The organism is Paraburkholderia nemoris, assembly GCF_905221015.1.
GTDB classification, from domain to species: domain Bacteria; phylum Pseudomonadota; class Gammaproteobacteria; order Burkholderiales; family Burkholderiaceae; genus Paraburkholderia; species Paraburkholderia nemoris.
On record NZ_CAJNBO010000004.1, the window covers coordinates 240,872 to 258,170 of the forward strand.

Sequence of the window (17,299 nt, forward strand, 5' to 3'; positions counted from 1 at the left end):
ACCGCCGGGCCGCATTCAGCTATTCGTGCTGGTGCTGGACACGCTGCGGGTGCTGTCGACATCATGCGCCAGGCGGTGACCCTTCATGCCGCATACGCCGAAGCGTTCGAGCAACGCCGGAATCGCTTCGACCGGCACCGGGCGCGAAAACAGGAAACCTTGCGCCTCGATATGGCCGAGCGCGGCGAGCCACGCAATCTGCTCTTCGGTCTCGGTGCCTTCGACCACCACCGTGAGTCCGAGCGAACGCGCCAGGTTGACGATCGCAGTGACCATCACGCAGACACTGCGGTCGCCGGGAATCGCCTGGACGAACGAACGGTCCACCTTCAGCGTGTCGACCGAGAAGCGGTTCAGGTAGGACAGCGACGAATAGCCTGTGCCGAAGTCGTCGAGCGCGATCCGCACGCCGAGGCGCTTCAACGCGAAGATTTTCTCCGACACGAGTTCGGGGTATTCCATCATCGCCGTCTCGGTGATTTCAAGTTCGAGGCGGCGCGCGGAGATGCCGCTTTCCTCGATCGCGTGCGAGATGGTTTCGTACAGATCGCCGCGCCAGAACTGCACCGCGGAGATGTTGACCGCGAGCGAGAGCGTGTCGTAGCCCTGTTGCTGCCACAACGCCAGTTGGCGGCACGCGGTCTCGATCACGAAGTCGCCGATGGGCACGATCAAACCGGTCGATTCGGCGACCGGAATGAATTCGTTGGCCGGAATCAAGCCGTGTTGCGGATGGTTCCAGCGCACCAGCGCTTCGAAACCGGTGATGCAGCGGCGCGTCAGATCGATCTTCGGCTGATAGGCGAGGAACAGTTGGCCTTCGGCGAGCGCGACGCGCAGTTGCTGCTCCCACTTCATCAAATGGTCCGCGCGGTGCGACAACTGCGGTGAATAAAACTGGTAGCAGTTCTTGCCAGCGTCTTTCGCGCTGTACATCGCCAGGTCGGCCTTTTTCAGCAGGTCGATCTCGCTCTCGTTGGCGACCGAGTAGAGCGCGATGCCGATGCTCGCGTGCAACACGAACGAACTGCCGCGCACTTCGAAAGGCTTGGAGAACGCCTCGGCTGCCGCTTCAGCGAGCGTGACGGCGCGCTTTTCGACGTCGTCGCCCTTGATCACCACGACGAACTCGTCGCCGCCGATGCGGCTCAAGGCGCCACCGTCGCCGACCGCGGTGGCGAGGCGCGAGGCCGTCATTTGCAGCACGATGTCGCCGGCGTTGTGGCCTAGGGTGTCGTTGACGGTCTTGAAGTTGTCCAGGTCGATGAAGAGAATCGCGAGGCGCCCGAGATTGGAATGCTGTGCCACGTCGTGCCGCAATGTTTGCAGCGTCGCATAGCGATTGCGCAAACCGGTCAGCAGGTCGTACTCGACCAGATGCGTCATCTCGCGCTCGCGTCCGAGCAGCTTGCCGATCAAACCGGTGGCCACTGCGAAGAAGCTCAGCATGGCGAGTGAGATGAAACCGGCCATCAGCAGATAGACGTTGCGCGTGTGGTTGTAGTCGGCGAATTCCTCGGCTTGCGACAGGCCCACCAGCACGCCGAGCGGATAGCCGTCGATATGCCGGTACGAGACGATACGCGTGACGTTGTCGATCGAATCGACGTACGTGCCCGACACATGCTCCGAGGTCGGATACGAACCGCTCGCCGAAAATGAACCGCTGGCGGTGTCGACGCTGCCGGTGCGGCGCGCCAGCACCGTGCCGTTGTCCGAGATCACCGCGATCACGCCTTCGCGGCCAATGGCCGCGTTGTTGTAGAAGTCGCTGGTGAAATAGCTCGGGTCTTCGGAGACCACCACGACGCCCGCGAACGAGCCGTCGGGATGATTCAGACGCCGCGTCATCTGCAAGGTCCAGTGGCCGGATACGCGGCCGAGCACCGGCTTGCTGATATACAGCTGGTCGTCGTTTTCGTGTTCGTGGACCTTGAAGTGTTCGCGGTCCGACAGATCGATGTGTTTGGGATTGAGTTCGGCCGTGTTGGCGATCAGCGTGCCGTGCTCGTCGATCAGCGACACCTGCACCAGCGTCTCGCTTTGCACCACGCCTTTTTCCACCGTACTGGCGAGATCGAAATGACTCGGCGTTTTCTCGAACTCGTATTTGACGAAGCGGGTGATCTGGTCGACCTGATGAATCGCCTTGACCGTGTGCTGCTCCAGCGCCGCGGAGAGAATCGCGGCAGAGGCCATCGCCTCACGATTCGTGGCTTCTTTCTCAACCGACAGGCGCGCGAAGATCACGGTCCAAAGCAGGATCAGCACCAGCACGCCGAGCGCCGGAATGGCGAGCAAGGCACGGCGGCGCGACACGGCGGGGTCGCGGCGGGGTTTGGCTTCGCGCTGGTCGGAGAAGCGGAACTGGCTCATCGGGCGGCCCGTGCCCTGGTGCCGGCCAGTTGCAACTGCGCGAGCATTGACTGCGCTAATTTCATGGGTGGCTGCATGGTGACCAAGGTGCCGGGACTGCTGCGCAGGGGAAGGGAGCGTGGCGTCGTGCCTGACCATCCGCAGGTCATCGGGTACGTTTCGATATTACTTAATGCCACTGGATTAAGGAAGAGTCCTCGCATCGGGTATACGCGGGCGCAACAGGGCGTGCCGGCCGGCTGAATTCGCAGCCGGCGCAGCCAGCCATGGGGCTGCGGCCTGGCACTTGTTTTCGAATATTTCATCGGGATATGGAATTCAGGTGTGCCAGGCCTCTTGTCATGCATGGCGCATTAATCGCGCAGAAGGTGCGGCATTTTGTTGTTAAGCGTGGCCTGAAGCGGCAAAACACGGCCGGCGCTCAGCGCCAGGCCGGCGCGCGCGAACCCGCAATCGAGCGCTGCGCCGTTCATGGCAAGCGGAACGTGCCGTCGACGATCGTGACCGAAGGCCCGCCGATCCACGTTTTGCCGGCTGCATCGTCGTAGTGCACCGAAACGTTGCCGGCACGACCCAGCGCGGTGCCCTGGCGGGCCGTGTAGTGCGCGCCGGGGCGCAACTGCTGGGCGCTCAGCAGGCCCGCGAGCGCGGCGTTCGCGCTGCCCGTCACCGGATCTTCGCCGACGCCGAAGCGGCCGCCTGCCATCAGGCAGCGCACCTCGAAGGTGGCCGGGCCGTCAGCGCCGTGCGGTCCATAGACGGCAAGACCGTGGGTGTCCATTGCATGCACGAGGTCGGCGAGCGCGGCGGCATCGGGTTCGAGTGCGAGGCAGTCGCGCGCTGAATTGACGCGTACCACGAGCCAGGGCGCACCATTGTCGACCGCGCAGGGCGTCGCGCTGAAGTCGATCGCGTCGCTACGCAAAGCCGTAGAGAGCGCCGCGTACTGATCCTGGGGAAGCGCTGTGACGCGCGCGGGCGGTGCGGCGAATGCCCATGTCTCCTGTGCTTCACCAGTCGATTCAGCCGCAGCCTTCAGCGCCTTCAATTCGACGAGACCTACGCCGCATTGCTGCACCAGCTTGCCGGCCTGCTTAGGCTGGTACCCGCTTTCGAGCAGCGCATGGGCGGTGCCGAGTGTCGGATGACCGGCGAACGGCAATTCGCCATGCGTCGTGAAGATACGCACGCGATAGTCGGCGGCCGGGTCGGTCGGCTTCAACAGGAAGGTCGTTTCGCAAAGATTGGTCCAGTGCGCGATGGCCTGCATCTGGTCGGCATCGAGTGCATCGGCATCGAACACGACTGCAAGCGGATTGCCTTTGAACGGCACCGACGTGAACACGTCGACTTGTTTGAAACGAACGATGTGAGCGGTCATCAGGCGCAGTCCGGCGAATCCGGCAGATTGATAGGGTTGGCGGATTCTATCTGGTGCCAAAGGAACGATCTACCTCGCCACAAAAGCAAAACGCGCCGCAGGTGACCGACACCTCGCGACGCGTTCAGTAGACTCGGGACGACCGGCCGGGCGAACCGGAGGCCGAACCGGTTGGCGGTTGTTATTCGACTTCGGCGATCATCTCGATCTCGACGCATGCGCCGAGCGGAATCTGTGCCACGCCGAACGCCGAGCGCGCATGCTTGCCGCGCTCGCCGAACACGTCCGCGATCAGCTCGGAGGCGCCGTTGGTCACCAGATGCTGCTCGGTGAACTCGAGCGTCGAGTTGACGAGGCTCATCAGCTTGACGATGCGCGTGACGCGGTTGAGGTCGCCCACATGCGAGTGCAGCGTGGCGAGCAGGTCGATCGCGATGGAGCGCGCGGCGGCCTTGCCTTCTTCGGTGGTGAGGGTGGCGCCGAGCTTGCCGGCCCACACCTTGCCGTCTTTCTTCGCGATGTGGCCCGACAGGTACACCGTGTTGCCGCTTTGCGCGCTCATCACATAAGCGGCTGCCGGCGCGCCTGCGCTCGGCAGTTCGATGCCCAGTTCCTTAAGCTTGTCGTACACGTTTGATTGAGCCATGGTGTGTCCTTGGTCGGTAGTGAACAGTAATGAAATTCGGTGGCGCGAGTTGGTCGGGACAGCTTAGACCTTCGCGCGGATCAGTGCCGCGAGACGCGACACGCCTTCGTCGATCTTCGCCGGCGGGACCGTGACGAACGACAGGCGCAGCGTATTGTGCTGGGCTTCGTTCGCGAAGAACGGACCGCCCGGCACGAACGCGACATTCTGCGCGACGGCTTCTTCGAGCAGCTTCATGCTGTCGATCTGTGCGGGCAAATTCACCCACACGAACATGCCGCCTTCCGGCCGGTTCCAGCTTACGCCTTCCGGCATGTAGCGTTCGAGCGCGGCCAGCATCGCCGCGCATTGATCGCGGTACAGCTCGCGAATGGTCGGCACGTGCGTGTCGAGGAAACCGTCCTTGATCACTTCGTACACGATGCGTTGCGTGAAGCTCGGCGTGTGCAGATCGGTGGCTTGCTTGGCCTGCACGAGCTTGAAGATCAACTCTTCGGGCGCAATGATGTAGCCGACCCGCAGGCCCGGCGCCAGCACCTTCGAGAACGAGCCGAGATGGACGATGTGGTCCGGCGCCATCGACAGCATGGTGGGCAGCGGCTCGCCCGCATAGTCGAGCGCGCCGTAGGGATCGTCTTCGATCACCGGGAACGGCGCGGTCTTCGCGAACGCGGCCAAGGCGCGGCGGCGTTCTACCGGCAGACGGCGGCCCGTCGGATTCTGGAAATTCGGTTGTGCGTACAGGAGGCGTGCGCCGGCCGTCAGTTCGGGCGTGAGCGCTTCGGGGATCAGGCCTTGCTCGTCGGTCGGCACCTGCACGTAGCGCGGCTCGTACATCGAGAACGATTGCAGCGCGCCGAGGTAAGTCGGCGTTTCGACCAGCACGGGGCTGTCCGGGCACACCAGCACTTTGCCGAGCAGATCGAGCGCTTGCTGCGAGCCGGTCGTGATCAATACCTGCGAAGGACGAATCTGCGCGCCGTTCACCGAGTAGCGTTGCGCGATCCATTCACGCAGCGGCAAATAGCCTTCGGTCGCGCTGTATTGCAACGCCGCGGCGGGCGCGTCGCGCAGAATGCGGTCGGATGCTTCGCGCATGCGCTCGGCCGGGAAGGTTGCCGGCGAGGGCAGGCCGCCCGCGAACGAAATGACTTCGGGCCGTTCCGTGACTTTCAGGATCTCGCGGATCGCCGAGCTCGTGAGCTTGCGTGCGCGTTCGGACAGTTGCCACGTGGGGGCTTTCAAGTCGCTTTGGTCCATGGTCTCCTCTGCTGGTATGTCTGGAACCGGTCAAAACTTCGATTATCGCGCGAGTCGACGGCCCGCGCGCGCTGCTTATTTAAGGGTCCGTAGACCCTCGGATGTTTCAAACTCGGCGACGAGTGCCGCTGCGCCTTCCGTGGGTTCGAGTGCGATCAGGTGCGCCGCGCCCAGCCAGTGCAATTGCGCGGCGATCGTGTGGGCTTGCGGATGGACTGCTTTCAAAGCTTTCAGTGCGATGTCCGTTTCCGGCAGGACCGCCGACGGATGCCGCGGCGTGTCCCACTGGATCAGCGTCGGCAGTACGCCGTCGCCGGCGCCTTGCCACGCGGGGAAGGCGCCATCGTCAGGCACGGACAGGCTCCATGTGAAATCGCCACGCGTCATCGGCACGATCGGTGCGATGCGCGCCGGATACTGCGTTTGCCACGCTGTGAGCTGCTTCGGCCGCTCGACTCGGGCAACCCAGTGCGACAGGTACGGGCCTTTTTCGAGCCGCGCTTGCGTCGCCGGGTCGTCGAGGGCGAACAGGCGGGCACGAGGCGCGGCGCCATCCGCCGGTTCTGCTGCCTGCGGGTCGATCGCGATCACTTCCAGATACACGCCGCCCCATAGATTCAGCAGACGATTGTGCGTGCGCATCAGCGGATGCGCGCCGCCGCCGGCCGGTGCGACGCCGAGCGTATCGGCAACGTATTGCGTGCCCTCGTCGAGGGTACGGGCGGAAATCACGAGGTGATCGAGACGGAGCGAATGGGCAGTCATGGCGGATCAGGAAAACGGTTTCTGCGGTAAGCCGGAACGCGCGCCGGGTGCGGCAGCAGCGTTGCCGGGGTCGTAAGCATAACCGTTTGCCGGGTCGGCGGGCCAGGCGGATGGCGTTTGGGTGGGTCTTGCCCGAGATCGCTCGTGAGCGGCGGGATCCAACCTGCGCCGCTTCATCATCCGTTGCTTATCTTAAATGTAGCCTTAAATGTAGCGGCGGCGACCGGCACAGTAACGGTACAATCGACTCGATACCGTTCGGTACAGTTGGAGCCCGTTATGTCCGTCCCGCTTACCCAGATTCCCACGCCTCACGATACGACGTCGCTGACGCTGGTCGAGCAGCTCGTCCAGTGGGCGCGCCGCCGCATCGAGGAGCGCGTGTTCCGTCCCGGCATGCGCATGCCGTCGATCCGCAAGCTGGCGCTGGACAAGGGCGTATCGCGCTTCACCGTGGTCGAGGCGTATGAGCGGCTGGTGGCGCAGGGCTACCTGGAGTCGCGGCGCGGCTCAGGCTTCTATGTGCGCGAACGATTGGGCGCTACGCCGACGGCTGAAATCCGCACGATCGCCGCAGCGGCGCCCGCGCCGGCCACGATCGATGTCGTCTGGCTGCTGCGCAACATGCTGCATACGGGTGCGCGCCCCGAGCGCAGTCCGGGCCTCGGCTACCTACCGGGCCGCTGGCTTGACGGCGATCTGATCACCAATGCGCTGCGCACGCTCGGCCGGCAAAGCGGCGCGCAGATGCTCGGCATCGGCACGCCGCAAGGCTTTTTGCCGCTGCGCCAGCAGTTGCAGACGCGCCTTGAGGAGTTAGAAATCGGCGCTTCGCCGGATCAGATCGTGATGGTCTCCGGCATCACCCAGGCGATCGATCTGATTTCGCGGATTTACGTGAAGCCGGGCGATGCGGTGATCGTCGGCGATCCGGCCTGGTTTCAGATGTTCGGGCGCTTCGCGTCGCAGGGCGCGCGGCTGGTCGGCATGCCGTACACACCAGACGGCCCAGACCTCGACGCGCTCGAGTCGCTCGTCGAGACCTGGCGGCCGAAAATGCTGGTGATCAATTCGGTGCTGCAGAATCCCACCGGCACCTCGCTCACGGCCGCGCAGGCGTTCCGCATTTTGCGTCTCGCCGAGGCCTACGATTTCATCGTCGTCGAAGACGATATTTACGGCGATCTGTGCCCGCCGAGCTATCCGGGCACGCGTCTCGCGAGCCTCGACCAGTTGAAGCGCGTGATCTACCTGGGCAGTTTTTCGAAGACGCTCGCGCCCAATCTGCGCGTGGGTTTTATCGCCAGTGCGCCCGAAGTGGCCACGGCCGTCAGCGATCAGAAAATGCTGGTCGGCATGACGAGCCCCGAACTGAACGAGCGCGTGCTCTACAAGATTCTCACCGAGGGTCATTACCGCCGGCACGTCGAGCGGCTGCGCGCGCGGCTCGACGGCGTGCGCGAAAAATCGGTGCGGATGCTCGAAAAGACCGGCATGAAGCTGTTTCTGACGCCCGCGGCGGGCATGTTCCTGTGGGCCGACACGGGCGTCGATGCGAGCGCGCTCGCGGCCGCCGGCCACGAAGAAGGCTTTCTGCTGACGCCTGGCAGCCTGTTTTCTCCGTTGCAGTCGCCTACCACGTGGATGCGCTTCAACATCGCCAACTGCGGCGATCCCGAGCTGTCGACGTTCCTGTGCCGTTATCTCGACAGCGTCGCGCGGCGCGCCTCTTGAAACCGCGCCGGCTTGCCCCAACTTAGCGGCGACACGGCAATCCGGCCACCCGGTGGCACGGCCCCAGCGGCCAAAGAGGGGCTCAAGCGGGCCCCAAGCGGCTCGCGGCCGTGCGCCACGCCTGACTAGAACCCCATTCGTAACAGAGAGGAAGTCCGACCATGGCACAAGAAACCATGAGCTTTCAGGCAGAAGTTAAACAACTTCTGCACCTGATGATCCATTCGCTGTACAGCAACAAGGAAATCTTTCTGCGCGAGCTGATTTCGAACGCGTCCGACGCGGCCGATAAGCTGCGCTTCGAAGCAATCGAAAACAGCGCGCTGTACGAAAACGATCCGAATTTGCGGATTCGCGTGTCGTACGACAAGGCCGCCCGCACCATCACGCTCGACGACAACGGCATCGGTATGAGCCGTGACGAAGCGATCGCCAACCTCGGCACGATCGCGCGTTCGGGCACCAAGGAATTCTTCGGCAAGCTTTCCGGCGACCAGCAGAAAGATGCGGCGCTGATCGGCCAGTTTGGCGTGGGCTTTTACTCGGGCTTCATCGTCGCGGACAAGATCACGGTCGAAACGCGCCGTGCCGGCTTGCCGGCCTCGGAAGGCGTGCGCTGGGAAAGCGCGGGCGAGGGCGATTTCGCGGTCGAGCAAATCGAGCGCGCCGCGCGCGGCACGACCATCACGCTGCATCTGCGTGCCGATGAAGACGAGCTGCTGTCGTCGCATCGTCTGAAGTCGATCATCCAGAAGTACTCGGACCACGTCGCGCTGCCCATCCTGATGGCGAAGGAAGAGTGGGACGCTGAAAAGAGCGAGATGGTCACGAAGGACGAGGACGAGACCGTCAACCAGGCGAGCGCGCTGTGGACCCGTTCGAAGAACGACATCACCGAAGAACAGTACAAGCAGTTCTACCAGCACCTCTCGCACGATCATCAGGATCCGCTGACGTGGACGCATAACCGCGTCGAAGGTCGCAGCGAGTACACGCAACTGCTGTATGTGCCGACGCATGCGCCGTTCGACATGTTCAACCGCGATCATCGCGCCGGCCTGAAGCTGTACGTGAAGCGCGTGTTTATCATGGACGACGCCGAGCAATTGCTGCCGGGCTATCTGCGTTTCGTGAAGGGCGTGGTCGATTCCGCTGATCTGCCGCTGAACGTGTCGCGCGAAATCCTGCAGGAAAGCCGCGACGTGAAGGCGATCCGCGAAGGCGTGACCAAGCGTTCGCTGTCGATGCTCGAAGAATTGGCGAACTCGGAGAACGACGCCGATAAGGAAAAGTACGCCGGCTTCTGGAAGGAATTCGGGCAGGTGCTGAAGGAAGGCATCGGCGAAGATTTCGCCAATCGCGAGCGTATTGCGAAGCTGGTGCGTTTCGCGTCGACGCATACGGAATCGCCGGAGCAAAATGTCTCGCTCGCCGATTACGTTGCGCGGATGAAACCCGAGCAAACGAAGATCTATTACGTGACGGCCGACACCTGGCAGGCCGCGACCCACAGCCCGCATCTCGAGGTGTTCCGCAAGAAGGGCGTGGAAGTGCTGCTGCTGACCGATCGCGTCGATGAATGGATGCTGTCGTTCCTGAACGAATTCGACGGCAAGCCGCTGCAAAGCGTCGCGCGCGGCGATCTCGATCTGGGCGCGCTGAATGATGAAGAAAAGCAGGCGCAGGAGAAGGTCGGCGAAGAGTTCAAGCCACTTGTCGACAAGATGAAAGAAGCGCTGAAGGACAAGGCCAAGGACGTGCGCCTGACGTTCCGCCTGACCGATTCGCCGTCCTGCCTCGTGGCCGACGATGGCGAAATGAGCGGCTATTTGCAACGTATGCTGAAGGCGGCGGGTCAGGAAGCGCCGTCGTTCCACCCGATTCTCGAAGTGAATCCGGAGCATGCGCTGGTGAAGGGCTTGCATGCGGACAGCGCGAATTTCGACGACTGGTGTCATCTGTTGTTCGATCAGGCTTTGCTCGCCGAAGGCGGCGCGCTGGAAGATCCCGCCAGCTTCGTGAAGCGTACCAACGCGTTGTTGCTGGCGCGTGCGGGTTGAGTTTTCGAGTTTGAATTAAGCCTGGACCGGCGTCGTTTTGACGCTTGTGATTAAAAAAATGCGCTGCCTTGGCAGCGCATTTTTTTTGTTCTTCTTTAACCGATCAAGTCCGTTCAACGCGCTAAATCGAGATTGATTTGTGAGATGTGAAAACGCGGTTCTGTCTTATGCTTGCGCGATCGAAATTCGGATGCTTAAGGGACTATTTGTAGGTTCCCGACCGTTCACGCATCCGATCTCATTTCTGCCATTGCGCATTGACGCGCCGCGATAACTCTCTGTATTCCTATGTCCGATTCCACCTTGGTGAAACCCGCCGATCCTGTGTTTATTCTGTGGTCGATCTTGCGCGAGCAAGGTTTCGACGCTGCTGAGCGACGAGCCCTCGAACTCATCGCGGAGGGTGTCACGCCGCAATTGCACGCGGACCTTTGCGCGAGCGCAGGGCGTTTTGAAGCGGCGTACCACAGTGCGTCGCAGGCGCAGGCGGCAGCGAATGGCGCGCGTCACGCCCGGTTAGCCTTGTTCGCCGACGCACTCGGCCGCGTTGACGCCGCGCAGCGCAACAGCGAGTTGGCGGTAACCACCCAACCGTTGGCAGCGACGCTCGAATGGATCGTCTGGTTGATCGATCGCTGCGGCGCGCATTCGGCGGCGGCACACATGTTGCGCGCGTATGAGCAACACGAGCCACAAGATGCCCGCGCCCCCTGGTGGTTGGCGATTGCGCTTGCGGCGTCGCCGGATGCGGCCGCGCGAGCCGAGCGTCGCGCGGCGCTGCTGCGGGCCTATGCGCTCGATCCGGCGATCCACCCCGCTTTGCCGTTACAGCTCGCGCTGGCTTTTCGCGAGATCCGCGATTGGTCCACGGTCGAACGCGTTTGCCGTGAGGTGCTGACACGCCATCCCGCCGATGCAGAAATCGCCTGGCAACTGAGTCATGCGCAGTGGCAATGCAACGACGCCGCCGCGGCCGAGGCAACCATGCGCGCCGTCGATGCCGCTGCGCCAGGCAATGCCCACGTGCTGGGCGCGATCGGCATGCATCTGGCCGAGCAGGCGCGTTTTGCAGAAAGCGAAACGGCGCTGCATGCGGCGCTCACGCTCGACCCGTCCGCATCGCAGGCGGCCGTCGATCTGGCCGATCTGAAGTTGCGGCGCGGCGACTGGTCGAGCGCATGGCCGCACTTCGCGGCCCGTCTGACGCGCGACGATCGGGAGTCGAACAACGTCGTCACGCTGATGGAACGGCTGTGTCCGCGCTGGCAGGGTCAAGCGCTGGCCGGCAAGACCTTGATCGTGCACAGCGAACAGGGCAACGGCGACGATATCCAGATGGTGCGCTTCGTGCACGAACTGGCGGCGCGCGTACGCGACGAAGGCGGTCGGCTGGTGCTCGCAGTGCGCCGGGCGTTACAGCCGCTGTTCGCGCGCTTTTACGCGGATTGCGTGTCCATCGAGGACGGACCGCTCGGCAAGCCGCACTTCGGGCTGCCGATCATGAGCGTGCCGTCGGTGCTTGGTTTGCAGCCTTACCAGGTGCGCGGGGGTGCCTATCTAGTTGCTGATGCAAGCCGCGTGGCCACATGGCGCGAGCGGATCAGCGCAGGGGGAGGGGAGGCGGCGCGATTGCATGTCGGCCTCGTCTGGTCCGGCAGCCCGACGCATCGCCGCGACGCGAAACGCTCGATTCCGCTTGTGGCGCTGGCGCCGGTGCTCGCGCTACCCGATATCGTGTTCCATCCGCTGACGCCGGGCCGTGACGTCGATGTGAGGGCGCTGAGCGAAGCGGGGTATCGCGTGTGCGATCTGACTGCGCACTATCAGGCCGGTTTCGACGACGTGGCCGCGCACGTGAGCGCGCTCGATGCAGTGCTCACCATCGACAGCGCACCTTTGCATCTGGGGGGCGCGCTGGGGCGCCCGGTGCTGGCGATGCTCGATCACGTGTCGCACTGGTGTTGGGGCAATGAGGAGACGCAACCGTGGTACGACTCGGTTGATTTGTTCCGGCAACCGCAACCGGGCGATTGGGCGCCTGTGGTCGCGCGGGTGACCGGGAGATTGCAGGCGATGCAGCTCTCCCGCGAGCCGGGTCTGGAGAAAACACAGGCGCTATCGGACGGAAACGGGCTCTAAAAATGCCGCTACGAAATTTGACCCGCCCGTCGGACTTTCCCCGTGACGGGCACGTGGTCGCCGCCCTGATCGCGTGTGCTGACGACCACTTCGCCGCGGGTCGAACGCATGAGGCGATGCTCGAATACGAACGGGCACTCGAACAACAACCTCAGCATGTGCACGCTCTCCACCGCATGGGCCTCGCCTGTTTTCGCGAAGATCAGGTCGAACTGTCCCGGCAGTACCTGGACGAGGCGTTGACGGCGGCCCCCGAGCGCGCGGACATCTGGGAGCATCGCGGATTGCTTGCGGCGCTCCAGAATGAGCGGGTGGCGGCCGAAGCGTTCTACCATCGCGCACTCGATCTGAGCGGCGGGACCGCTAGCCAGCATCGGAATCTGGCCGATTGTCTGAAGCTCTCCGGCCGCCTGGCCGAAGCGCGCGAGCACTACGCAGCGGCGCTAAGGCTTGATCCGGCGTTGCATCATGCGGTTCGCGCACTAGCCAGAATCAGCACCGAACTCGGACAGATCACGGAGGCTGCGGACCTGTGGCTGCACGCCTGGGCTCTTGACGCAACGCGGATTTCCGACGCGCTCGAACTGATCGCTGCCCTGTCGAAAGCAGGCCGCCATGCGCAGATTGACGGTGTGCTCGCGCAGCTTCGCGCGAGTTTTCCCTCTGACGCCACCGCGCTAGGACAGTTGGCCTTCGCGCTAAACAGTGTGGATCGCTTCGGCGATGCGATTAGCGTGGCCGCTCAGGGACTCAGCATCGATCCGCGAAACGCCGGCTTGCATCACAACGCGTCGTACGCGTTCAACATGGTCGGCGAATTCGCGCAAATGCGGCGGCATACCATCGAGGCAGCGAAGCTGCTGCCTGATGACGCACGTATGCAGTTCAATCTTGCCGCGACACAGCTTCGTTTCGGCGACTTTGAACAGGGCTGGAAACAATGGCATTGGCATGAACAACTGCCGGAAAATCACGATCTTGTCCGCCCCGATTTTCCCGAGTGGCACGGCGAACCAGTGGCGGGAAGCCGCTTCCTTCTTATCGGTGAGCAAGGGCTTGGCGATCAACTTCAGTTTCTGCGTCTCGCTGCATGGCTACATCGGCAGGGCGCGATCGTCGACGTGTGGGTCGAGGTTCCGCTGGGCGAGTTGGCGCGTGGCGCGACCGGTGTCAATGCCGCATGGACTACGCTGCCGCCGGGTCCGTACGACTATTGGTGTCGAATGTTCAGGATGCCGGAGTATATGAGGCTGGAGGTGCCGATGCTTCCGGTCGCGATGCCGTACCTGTTCGCCGGGGCTGAGAAGGCTCGCCGCTGGCAAAATCGGCTCGATGCCATCGATAGCGTCGTGCCGAACGGGACGCGTAAGATGCGCATCGGACTCGTGTGGGCTGGTAATCCGGCCTATGGACTCGACCGCTATCGTTCGATTTCGTTGAATGCATTGGGGCCGGTCCTCGCGCAGCCCGAGGTGAAATGGTTTTCGCTGCAAATGGGCCGCGCGCAGGATGAGGCGGCAGCTTTGCCCGCAGGCGTCGATATGCACATGCTCGGCCCGGAGATCAATAGCTTTTCCGACACCCTGGCTATTTTCAAGGCGCTCGACATGGTGATCACCGTCGACACGGCGGTCGCGCACCTGGCCGGTGCATCCGGCAGTCCGGTTTGGATTCTGCTACCCGCCTGCACGGATTGGCGATGGATGGTGGACCGCGAGGATAGTCCGTGGTATCCGTCGGCACGGCTGTTCAGGCAGCAGGAGCTGGGTCGATGGGATACGGTGCTTGACGACGTGCAGACCGCGCTGCACGACTACTTGACTGTATGAAATCGGGCGCGTGGGGCGCCCGATTGGTCAACTGGGATGCCAGCGCTAGTTACGCTCGCGCCTTACTGCTTTCCCATCAGCGTATCCATCGTTTCGCCGCGCACCACGATCTCAGTGCGCCGGTTCAGCGCGCGCCCTTCGGCTGTATCGTTGCTGGCGACGGGGTTGTTGTACGCGTAGCCCTTTGTGCGGATCCGGTCTAACGCCACGCCGCGTGCCACGAGCGCATAACCTACCGCAGTGGCGCGCGATTCGGAAAGCTGCTGGTTGTAGTCGAGCGTGCCGACATTGTCTGTGTAACCTTCGACCAGCACGGGTTTCTTGCTGCGCTTGAGCAGAACAGCTGAGCGATTGATGACCGCCGCTGCATCGCCGCGCACTTCGGATTTGCCGAACTCGAACAGCGCGGCTTCGGGCAGCTTGACTGAGACACCATTGGCAACCGGCGTCACCTCGATGCCGACAGCCTTGTTCAACGATGTTTCTTTGTCACGATTCAGCGGTGCCGCGCAACCCGCCATCAGCACGACAGACATTGCGCATACGGAAGCGCTCAGGAACGTTCTCATGGTTCTTTATCTCCTTCAATATCAGATCACATGGCTCGCCCTTCGATCGCGGGCGGACCGTCGACTTGTTAAAGCACGAAGGTTGTATCCCGCGTCGCTGGACGGGGAGAATCGGAACTGTCTGAAATCGATGCGCTGATTGAGGCGGTTCCATCTGGCATAGAGCCGGACTGACATTCCCGGCGGGACGACAGGTGAGGGACTCACGATCCTCTGACAACTGCGCCGTTATAATCCGACACCATGCCTATCCGTTTCGATGCCGCCGACGCCCACTGGCGTGTCGCGCCCTTACCTGGTTTTAGCGCCGTCCAGAAAGACTGGTTGACCCGCGGTGGATCGCTGACCGCGCATCTGCGCACGCTCGGCGCGGTCGCGGTGCGCGTGACGCGCGAAGCCGTGGCGCTGCCGTGGGCCGACGAACACGCCGCGCTCGGCCTCGCGCCGCGTGCGCCGGTGTGGGTTCGGGAGGTGGTGTTGTCGGTCGACGGCGTGCCGTTTGTCGCGGCGCATAGTGTCGCGCCGCTGGCCGCGAGCATCGGTGTATGGCAGGCCACGCGAAGGTTGCGCACGCGGCCGCTCGCCGAGTTGCTGTACAGCGATAGCAGCGTCGCGCGATCGTCGCTGGTGAGCCGCAGGCTGACGGCGCGTCATCCGTTGTACCGGTTGGCTGCGGTTGAGATCGGTGGCGTACCGCCGCATGCGCTGGTCGCGCGCCGCTCGGTGTTCGAGCGCCACGGTGCGCCCTTGATGGTCACCGAGTGCATGTTGCCGGCGTTATGGGCGCATCTGGCGTCTTCGGCCCAAACACCGTTTGCGGATCCTGCGTCCACCCACGTCCATGCAGCGCCGCGCACTCATGTGCGGGAACACGGCCGGCCGCTTGAGCACACGGCGTCGCGCGCCCATGGTGCGCAGCGTGCGGAGCCAGGACCGCTTTCCGAACGGGACGCAAATGAACCCGGGCACGCGCCGGCATCGGACCGCAAGGAAAAGCGCTGATGCTGCGCGGCTTTCCTCCCGTCGTCGCGGCGGATACGCACACGCTGATTCTCGGCAGCTTTCCCGGCGAGGCGTCGCTGGCCGCAACGCAGTATTACGCGCATCCGCGCAACCAGTTCTGGCGTTTGCTCGGCACGGTGCTCGACGAACCGCTTCCCGACCTCGCCTATGAAGAGCGGCTACGGCGTCTGCTTTCGCACGGCATCGGCGTGTGGGACGTGCTCGCCGCCTGCGAACGCGAAGGCAGTCTCGACGCCGCGATCCGCAATGCCAGCCCCAACGATTTTGCTTCGCTGCGTGCCCACGCGCCGTTGTTGAAGAAAGTCTGCTTCAACGGCAAGACGGCAGGCCGCTTTGCGCCGGTGATCGGCGAAGCGGGCTACGCCACCCTCGTATTGCCTTCGTCGAGTCCGGCGAATGCTATGCTCTCGTTCGACCAAAAATTGCGTCTCTGGCGCGACATCCTTACATGACGAAACTGATCAAGCGCGCCTCGGCTGAAGCCCGTGCTTTCCGCAATAAAGACGCTGACGCCCACGACACCCTGCTAAACAAACAGAAAGCAGTGCGCAATAAAAAGCGCGCGCTGCACGACGACGATCTACACGACGCGCCGCAAATCGAAGCGCCGCGCAAGCCGCGTTTCGCACCGGTTACGTTCTCGGAAGAGGGCGGCGTGCGCTTCCTGCACTTCGGCACGGAATGGGTGCAAGGCGCGATGCGTCTGCGCAAACCGGATCACATCGAACTCGAATACGCGCAGCAGATGATGGCCTGGTTGCTGTTCATCGAAACGCCCAAACGGATCGTCCAGCTCGGTCTCGGCGCCGCCGCACTGACCAAATTTGCGCACCGCTTCCTGAAGCGCGCCAAAGTCGAAGCGGTCGAAGTGAACCCGGCTGTGGTCGTGGCCGCGCGCACGATGTTCGAACTGCCGCACGACGACGCCCGTCTGACCGTGCACGAAATGGACGCATGGGACTTCGTCAACGATCGCGCCAACCACGGCACGATCGGCGCGTTGCAGATCGACGTTTACGACGCCACCGCGCGTGGCCCGGTGCTCGACAGCGTCGGCTTCTACCGCGCGGTGCGCGCGTGCCTGACCGAGGCGGGCGTGGTGACGGTGAACCTGTTCGGCGATCATCCGAGCTTCGTGCGCAATATGAAGCGTCTGAACGAAGCCTTCGACGGCCGTGTGGTCGCGCTGCCGGAAGTGCATGACGGCAACCGCATCGCCATCGCGTTCTCGGGCCCGGCGCTCGACGTGCCGTTCACGACGCTGCAAGCGCGTGCGAAGCTGATCGAAGCGGAGCTCGGCTTGCCGGCGCGCAAGTGGATCAAGGGTTTGCAGGAGTCGACCGGACAGAACGGCAGTTCGTTCTCGATCTGATGTGTGAATGGGTCGGGCCGCTTGAGGCCGCTTAAGGCCGCTTAAGGCCGCTTAAGGCCGCTTAAGGCCGCTTAAGGCTGGCTCGACCCAGGCTTCCCCGTTGCGCTGATACGACGGTTCCCCAACCGCTTCCCCGGCGCATCGC

At 63.2% G+C, this 17,299-nt stretch carries 13 protein-coding genes; 7 read left to right on the forward strand and 6 right to left on the reverse strand.

Annotated features, from left to right (window positions below; translation table 11 throughout):
• Positions 1 to 15: 15 nt before the first annotated feature.
• From KHO33_RS07965 to KHO33_RS07985, 5 genes are all read right to left on the reverse strand, one after another.
• Entirely contained in the window at positions 16 to 2,376 is a 2,361-nt protein-coding gene (locus KHO33_RS07965; RefSeq protein WP_200564391.1) for a bifunctional diguanylate cyclase/phosphodiesterase, read from the reverse strand.
• A gap of 469 nt (positions 2,377 to 2,845) precedes the next feature.
• A complete protein-coding gene (locus tag KHO33_RS07970; RefSeq protein ID WP_200564392.1) occupies positions 2,846 to 3,757 on the reverse strand; it encodes a PhzF family phenazine biosynthesis protein in 912 nt (303 codons plus the stop codon).
• 181 nt (positions 3,758 to 3,938) lie between these two features.
• Positions 3,939 to 4,403, reverse strand: coding sequence for a RidA family protein (locus tag KHO33_RS07975; protein WP_200564393.1), 465 nt, complete (start codon positions 4,401 to 4,403; stop codon positions 3,939 to 3,941).
• A gap of 63 nt (positions 4,404 to 4,466) precedes the next feature.
• Positions 4,467 to 5,663: an aminotransferase-like domain-containing protein gene (locus KHO33_RS07980; RefSeq protein ID WP_054035035.1), complete on the reverse strand. Its 1,197-nt coding sequence runs from the start codon at positions 5,661 to 5,663 to the stop codon at positions 4,467 to 4,469.
• A 75-nt stretch (positions 5,664 to 5,738) separates the two neighbouring features.
• Positions 5,739 to 6,428, reverse strand: a complete 690-nt coding sequence (locus KHO33_RS07985) for a VOC family protein (protein ID WP_200564394.1) — start codon at positions 6,426 to 6,428, stop codon at positions 5,739 to 5,741.
• Between the two features lie 279 nt (positions 6,429 to 6,707).
• Between KHO33_RS07985 and KHO33_RS07990 the strand changes: the two genes are divergently transcribed.
• The 4 genes from KHO33_RS07990 to KHO33_RS08005 all read left to right on the forward strand — a co-directional run bounded on the left by KHO33_RS07990 (position 6,708) and on the right by KHO33_RS08005 (position 14,190).
• Positions 6,708 to 8,162, forward strand: coding sequence for an aminotransferase-like domain-containing protein (locus KHO33_RS07990; RefSeq protein ID WP_200564395.1), 1,455 nt, complete (start codon positions 6,708 to 6,710; stop codon positions 8,160 to 8,162).
• Between the two features lie 161 nt (positions 8,163 to 8,323).
• Complete coding sequence (gene htpG, locus KHO33_RS07995; protein ID WP_200564396.1) at positions 8,324 to 10,222, forward strand: molecular chaperone HtpG; 1,899 nt, start codon at positions 8,324 to 8,326, stop codon at positions 10,220 to 10,222.
• 288 nt (positions 10,223 to 10,510) lie between these two features.
• The gene (locus KHO33_RS08000) at positions 10,511 to 12,361 is read left to right on the forward strand and encodes a tetratricopeptide repeat protein (protein WP_200564397.1); all 1,851 of its coding nucleotides are present in this window, start codon (positions 10,511 to 10,513) and stop codon (positions 12,359 to 12,361) included.
• A gap of 2 nt (positions 12,362 to 12,363) precedes the next feature.
• Complete coding sequence (locus KHO33_RS08005) at positions 12,364 to 14,190, forward strand: tetratricopeptide repeat protein (RefSeq protein WP_200564398.1); 1,827 nt, start codon at positions 12,364 to 12,366, stop codon at positions 14,188 to 14,190.
• 62 nt (positions 14,191 to 14,252) lie between these two features.
• On the opposite strand, the gene KHO33_RS08010 is transcribed toward KHO33_RS08005, so the two are convergent.
• Positions 14,253 to 14,759 carry an OmpA family protein gene (locus tag KHO33_RS08010; RefSeq protein ID WP_200564399.1) on the reverse strand — a complete coding sequence of 169 codons (507 nt, stop codon included), beginning with the start codon at positions 14,757 to 14,759 and terminating at the stop codon, positions 14,253 to 14,255.
• 243 nt (positions 14,760 to 15,002) lie between these two features.
• Between KHO33_RS08010 and KHO33_RS08015 the strand changes: the two genes are divergently transcribed.
• Genes KHO33_RS08015 through KHO33_RS08025 form a run of 3 tightly spaced genes read left to right on the forward strand, consistent with a single transcriptional unit; the run spans position 15,003 to position 17,154 of the window.
• Positions 15,003 to 15,761: a chorismate--pyruvate lyase family protein gene (locus KHO33_RS08015; protein WP_200564400.1), complete on the forward strand. Its 759-nt coding sequence runs from the start codon at positions 15,003 to 15,005 to the stop codon at positions 15,759 to 15,761.
• The gene (locus tag KHO33_RS08020; protein WP_054035030.1) at positions 15,761 to 16,234 is read left to right on the forward strand and encodes a DNA-deoxyinosine glycosylase; all 474 of its coding nucleotides are present in this window, start codon (positions 15,761 to 15,763) and stop codon (positions 16,232 to 16,234) included. The genes KHO33_RS08015 and KHO33_RS08020 overlap by 1 nt, the downstream gene beginning before the upstream one ends.
• Positions 16,231 to 17,154 (forward strand): class I SAM-dependent methyltransferase, encoded by a 924-nt coding sequence (locus tag KHO33_RS08025; protein ID WP_200564401.1) that lies wholly within the window; start codon positions 16,231 to 16,233, stop codon positions 17,152 to 17,154. The genes KHO33_RS08020 and KHO33_RS08025 overlap by 4 nt, the downstream gene beginning before the upstream one ends.
• The last annotated feature ends 145 nt before the right edge of the window (positions 17,155 to 17,299 follow it).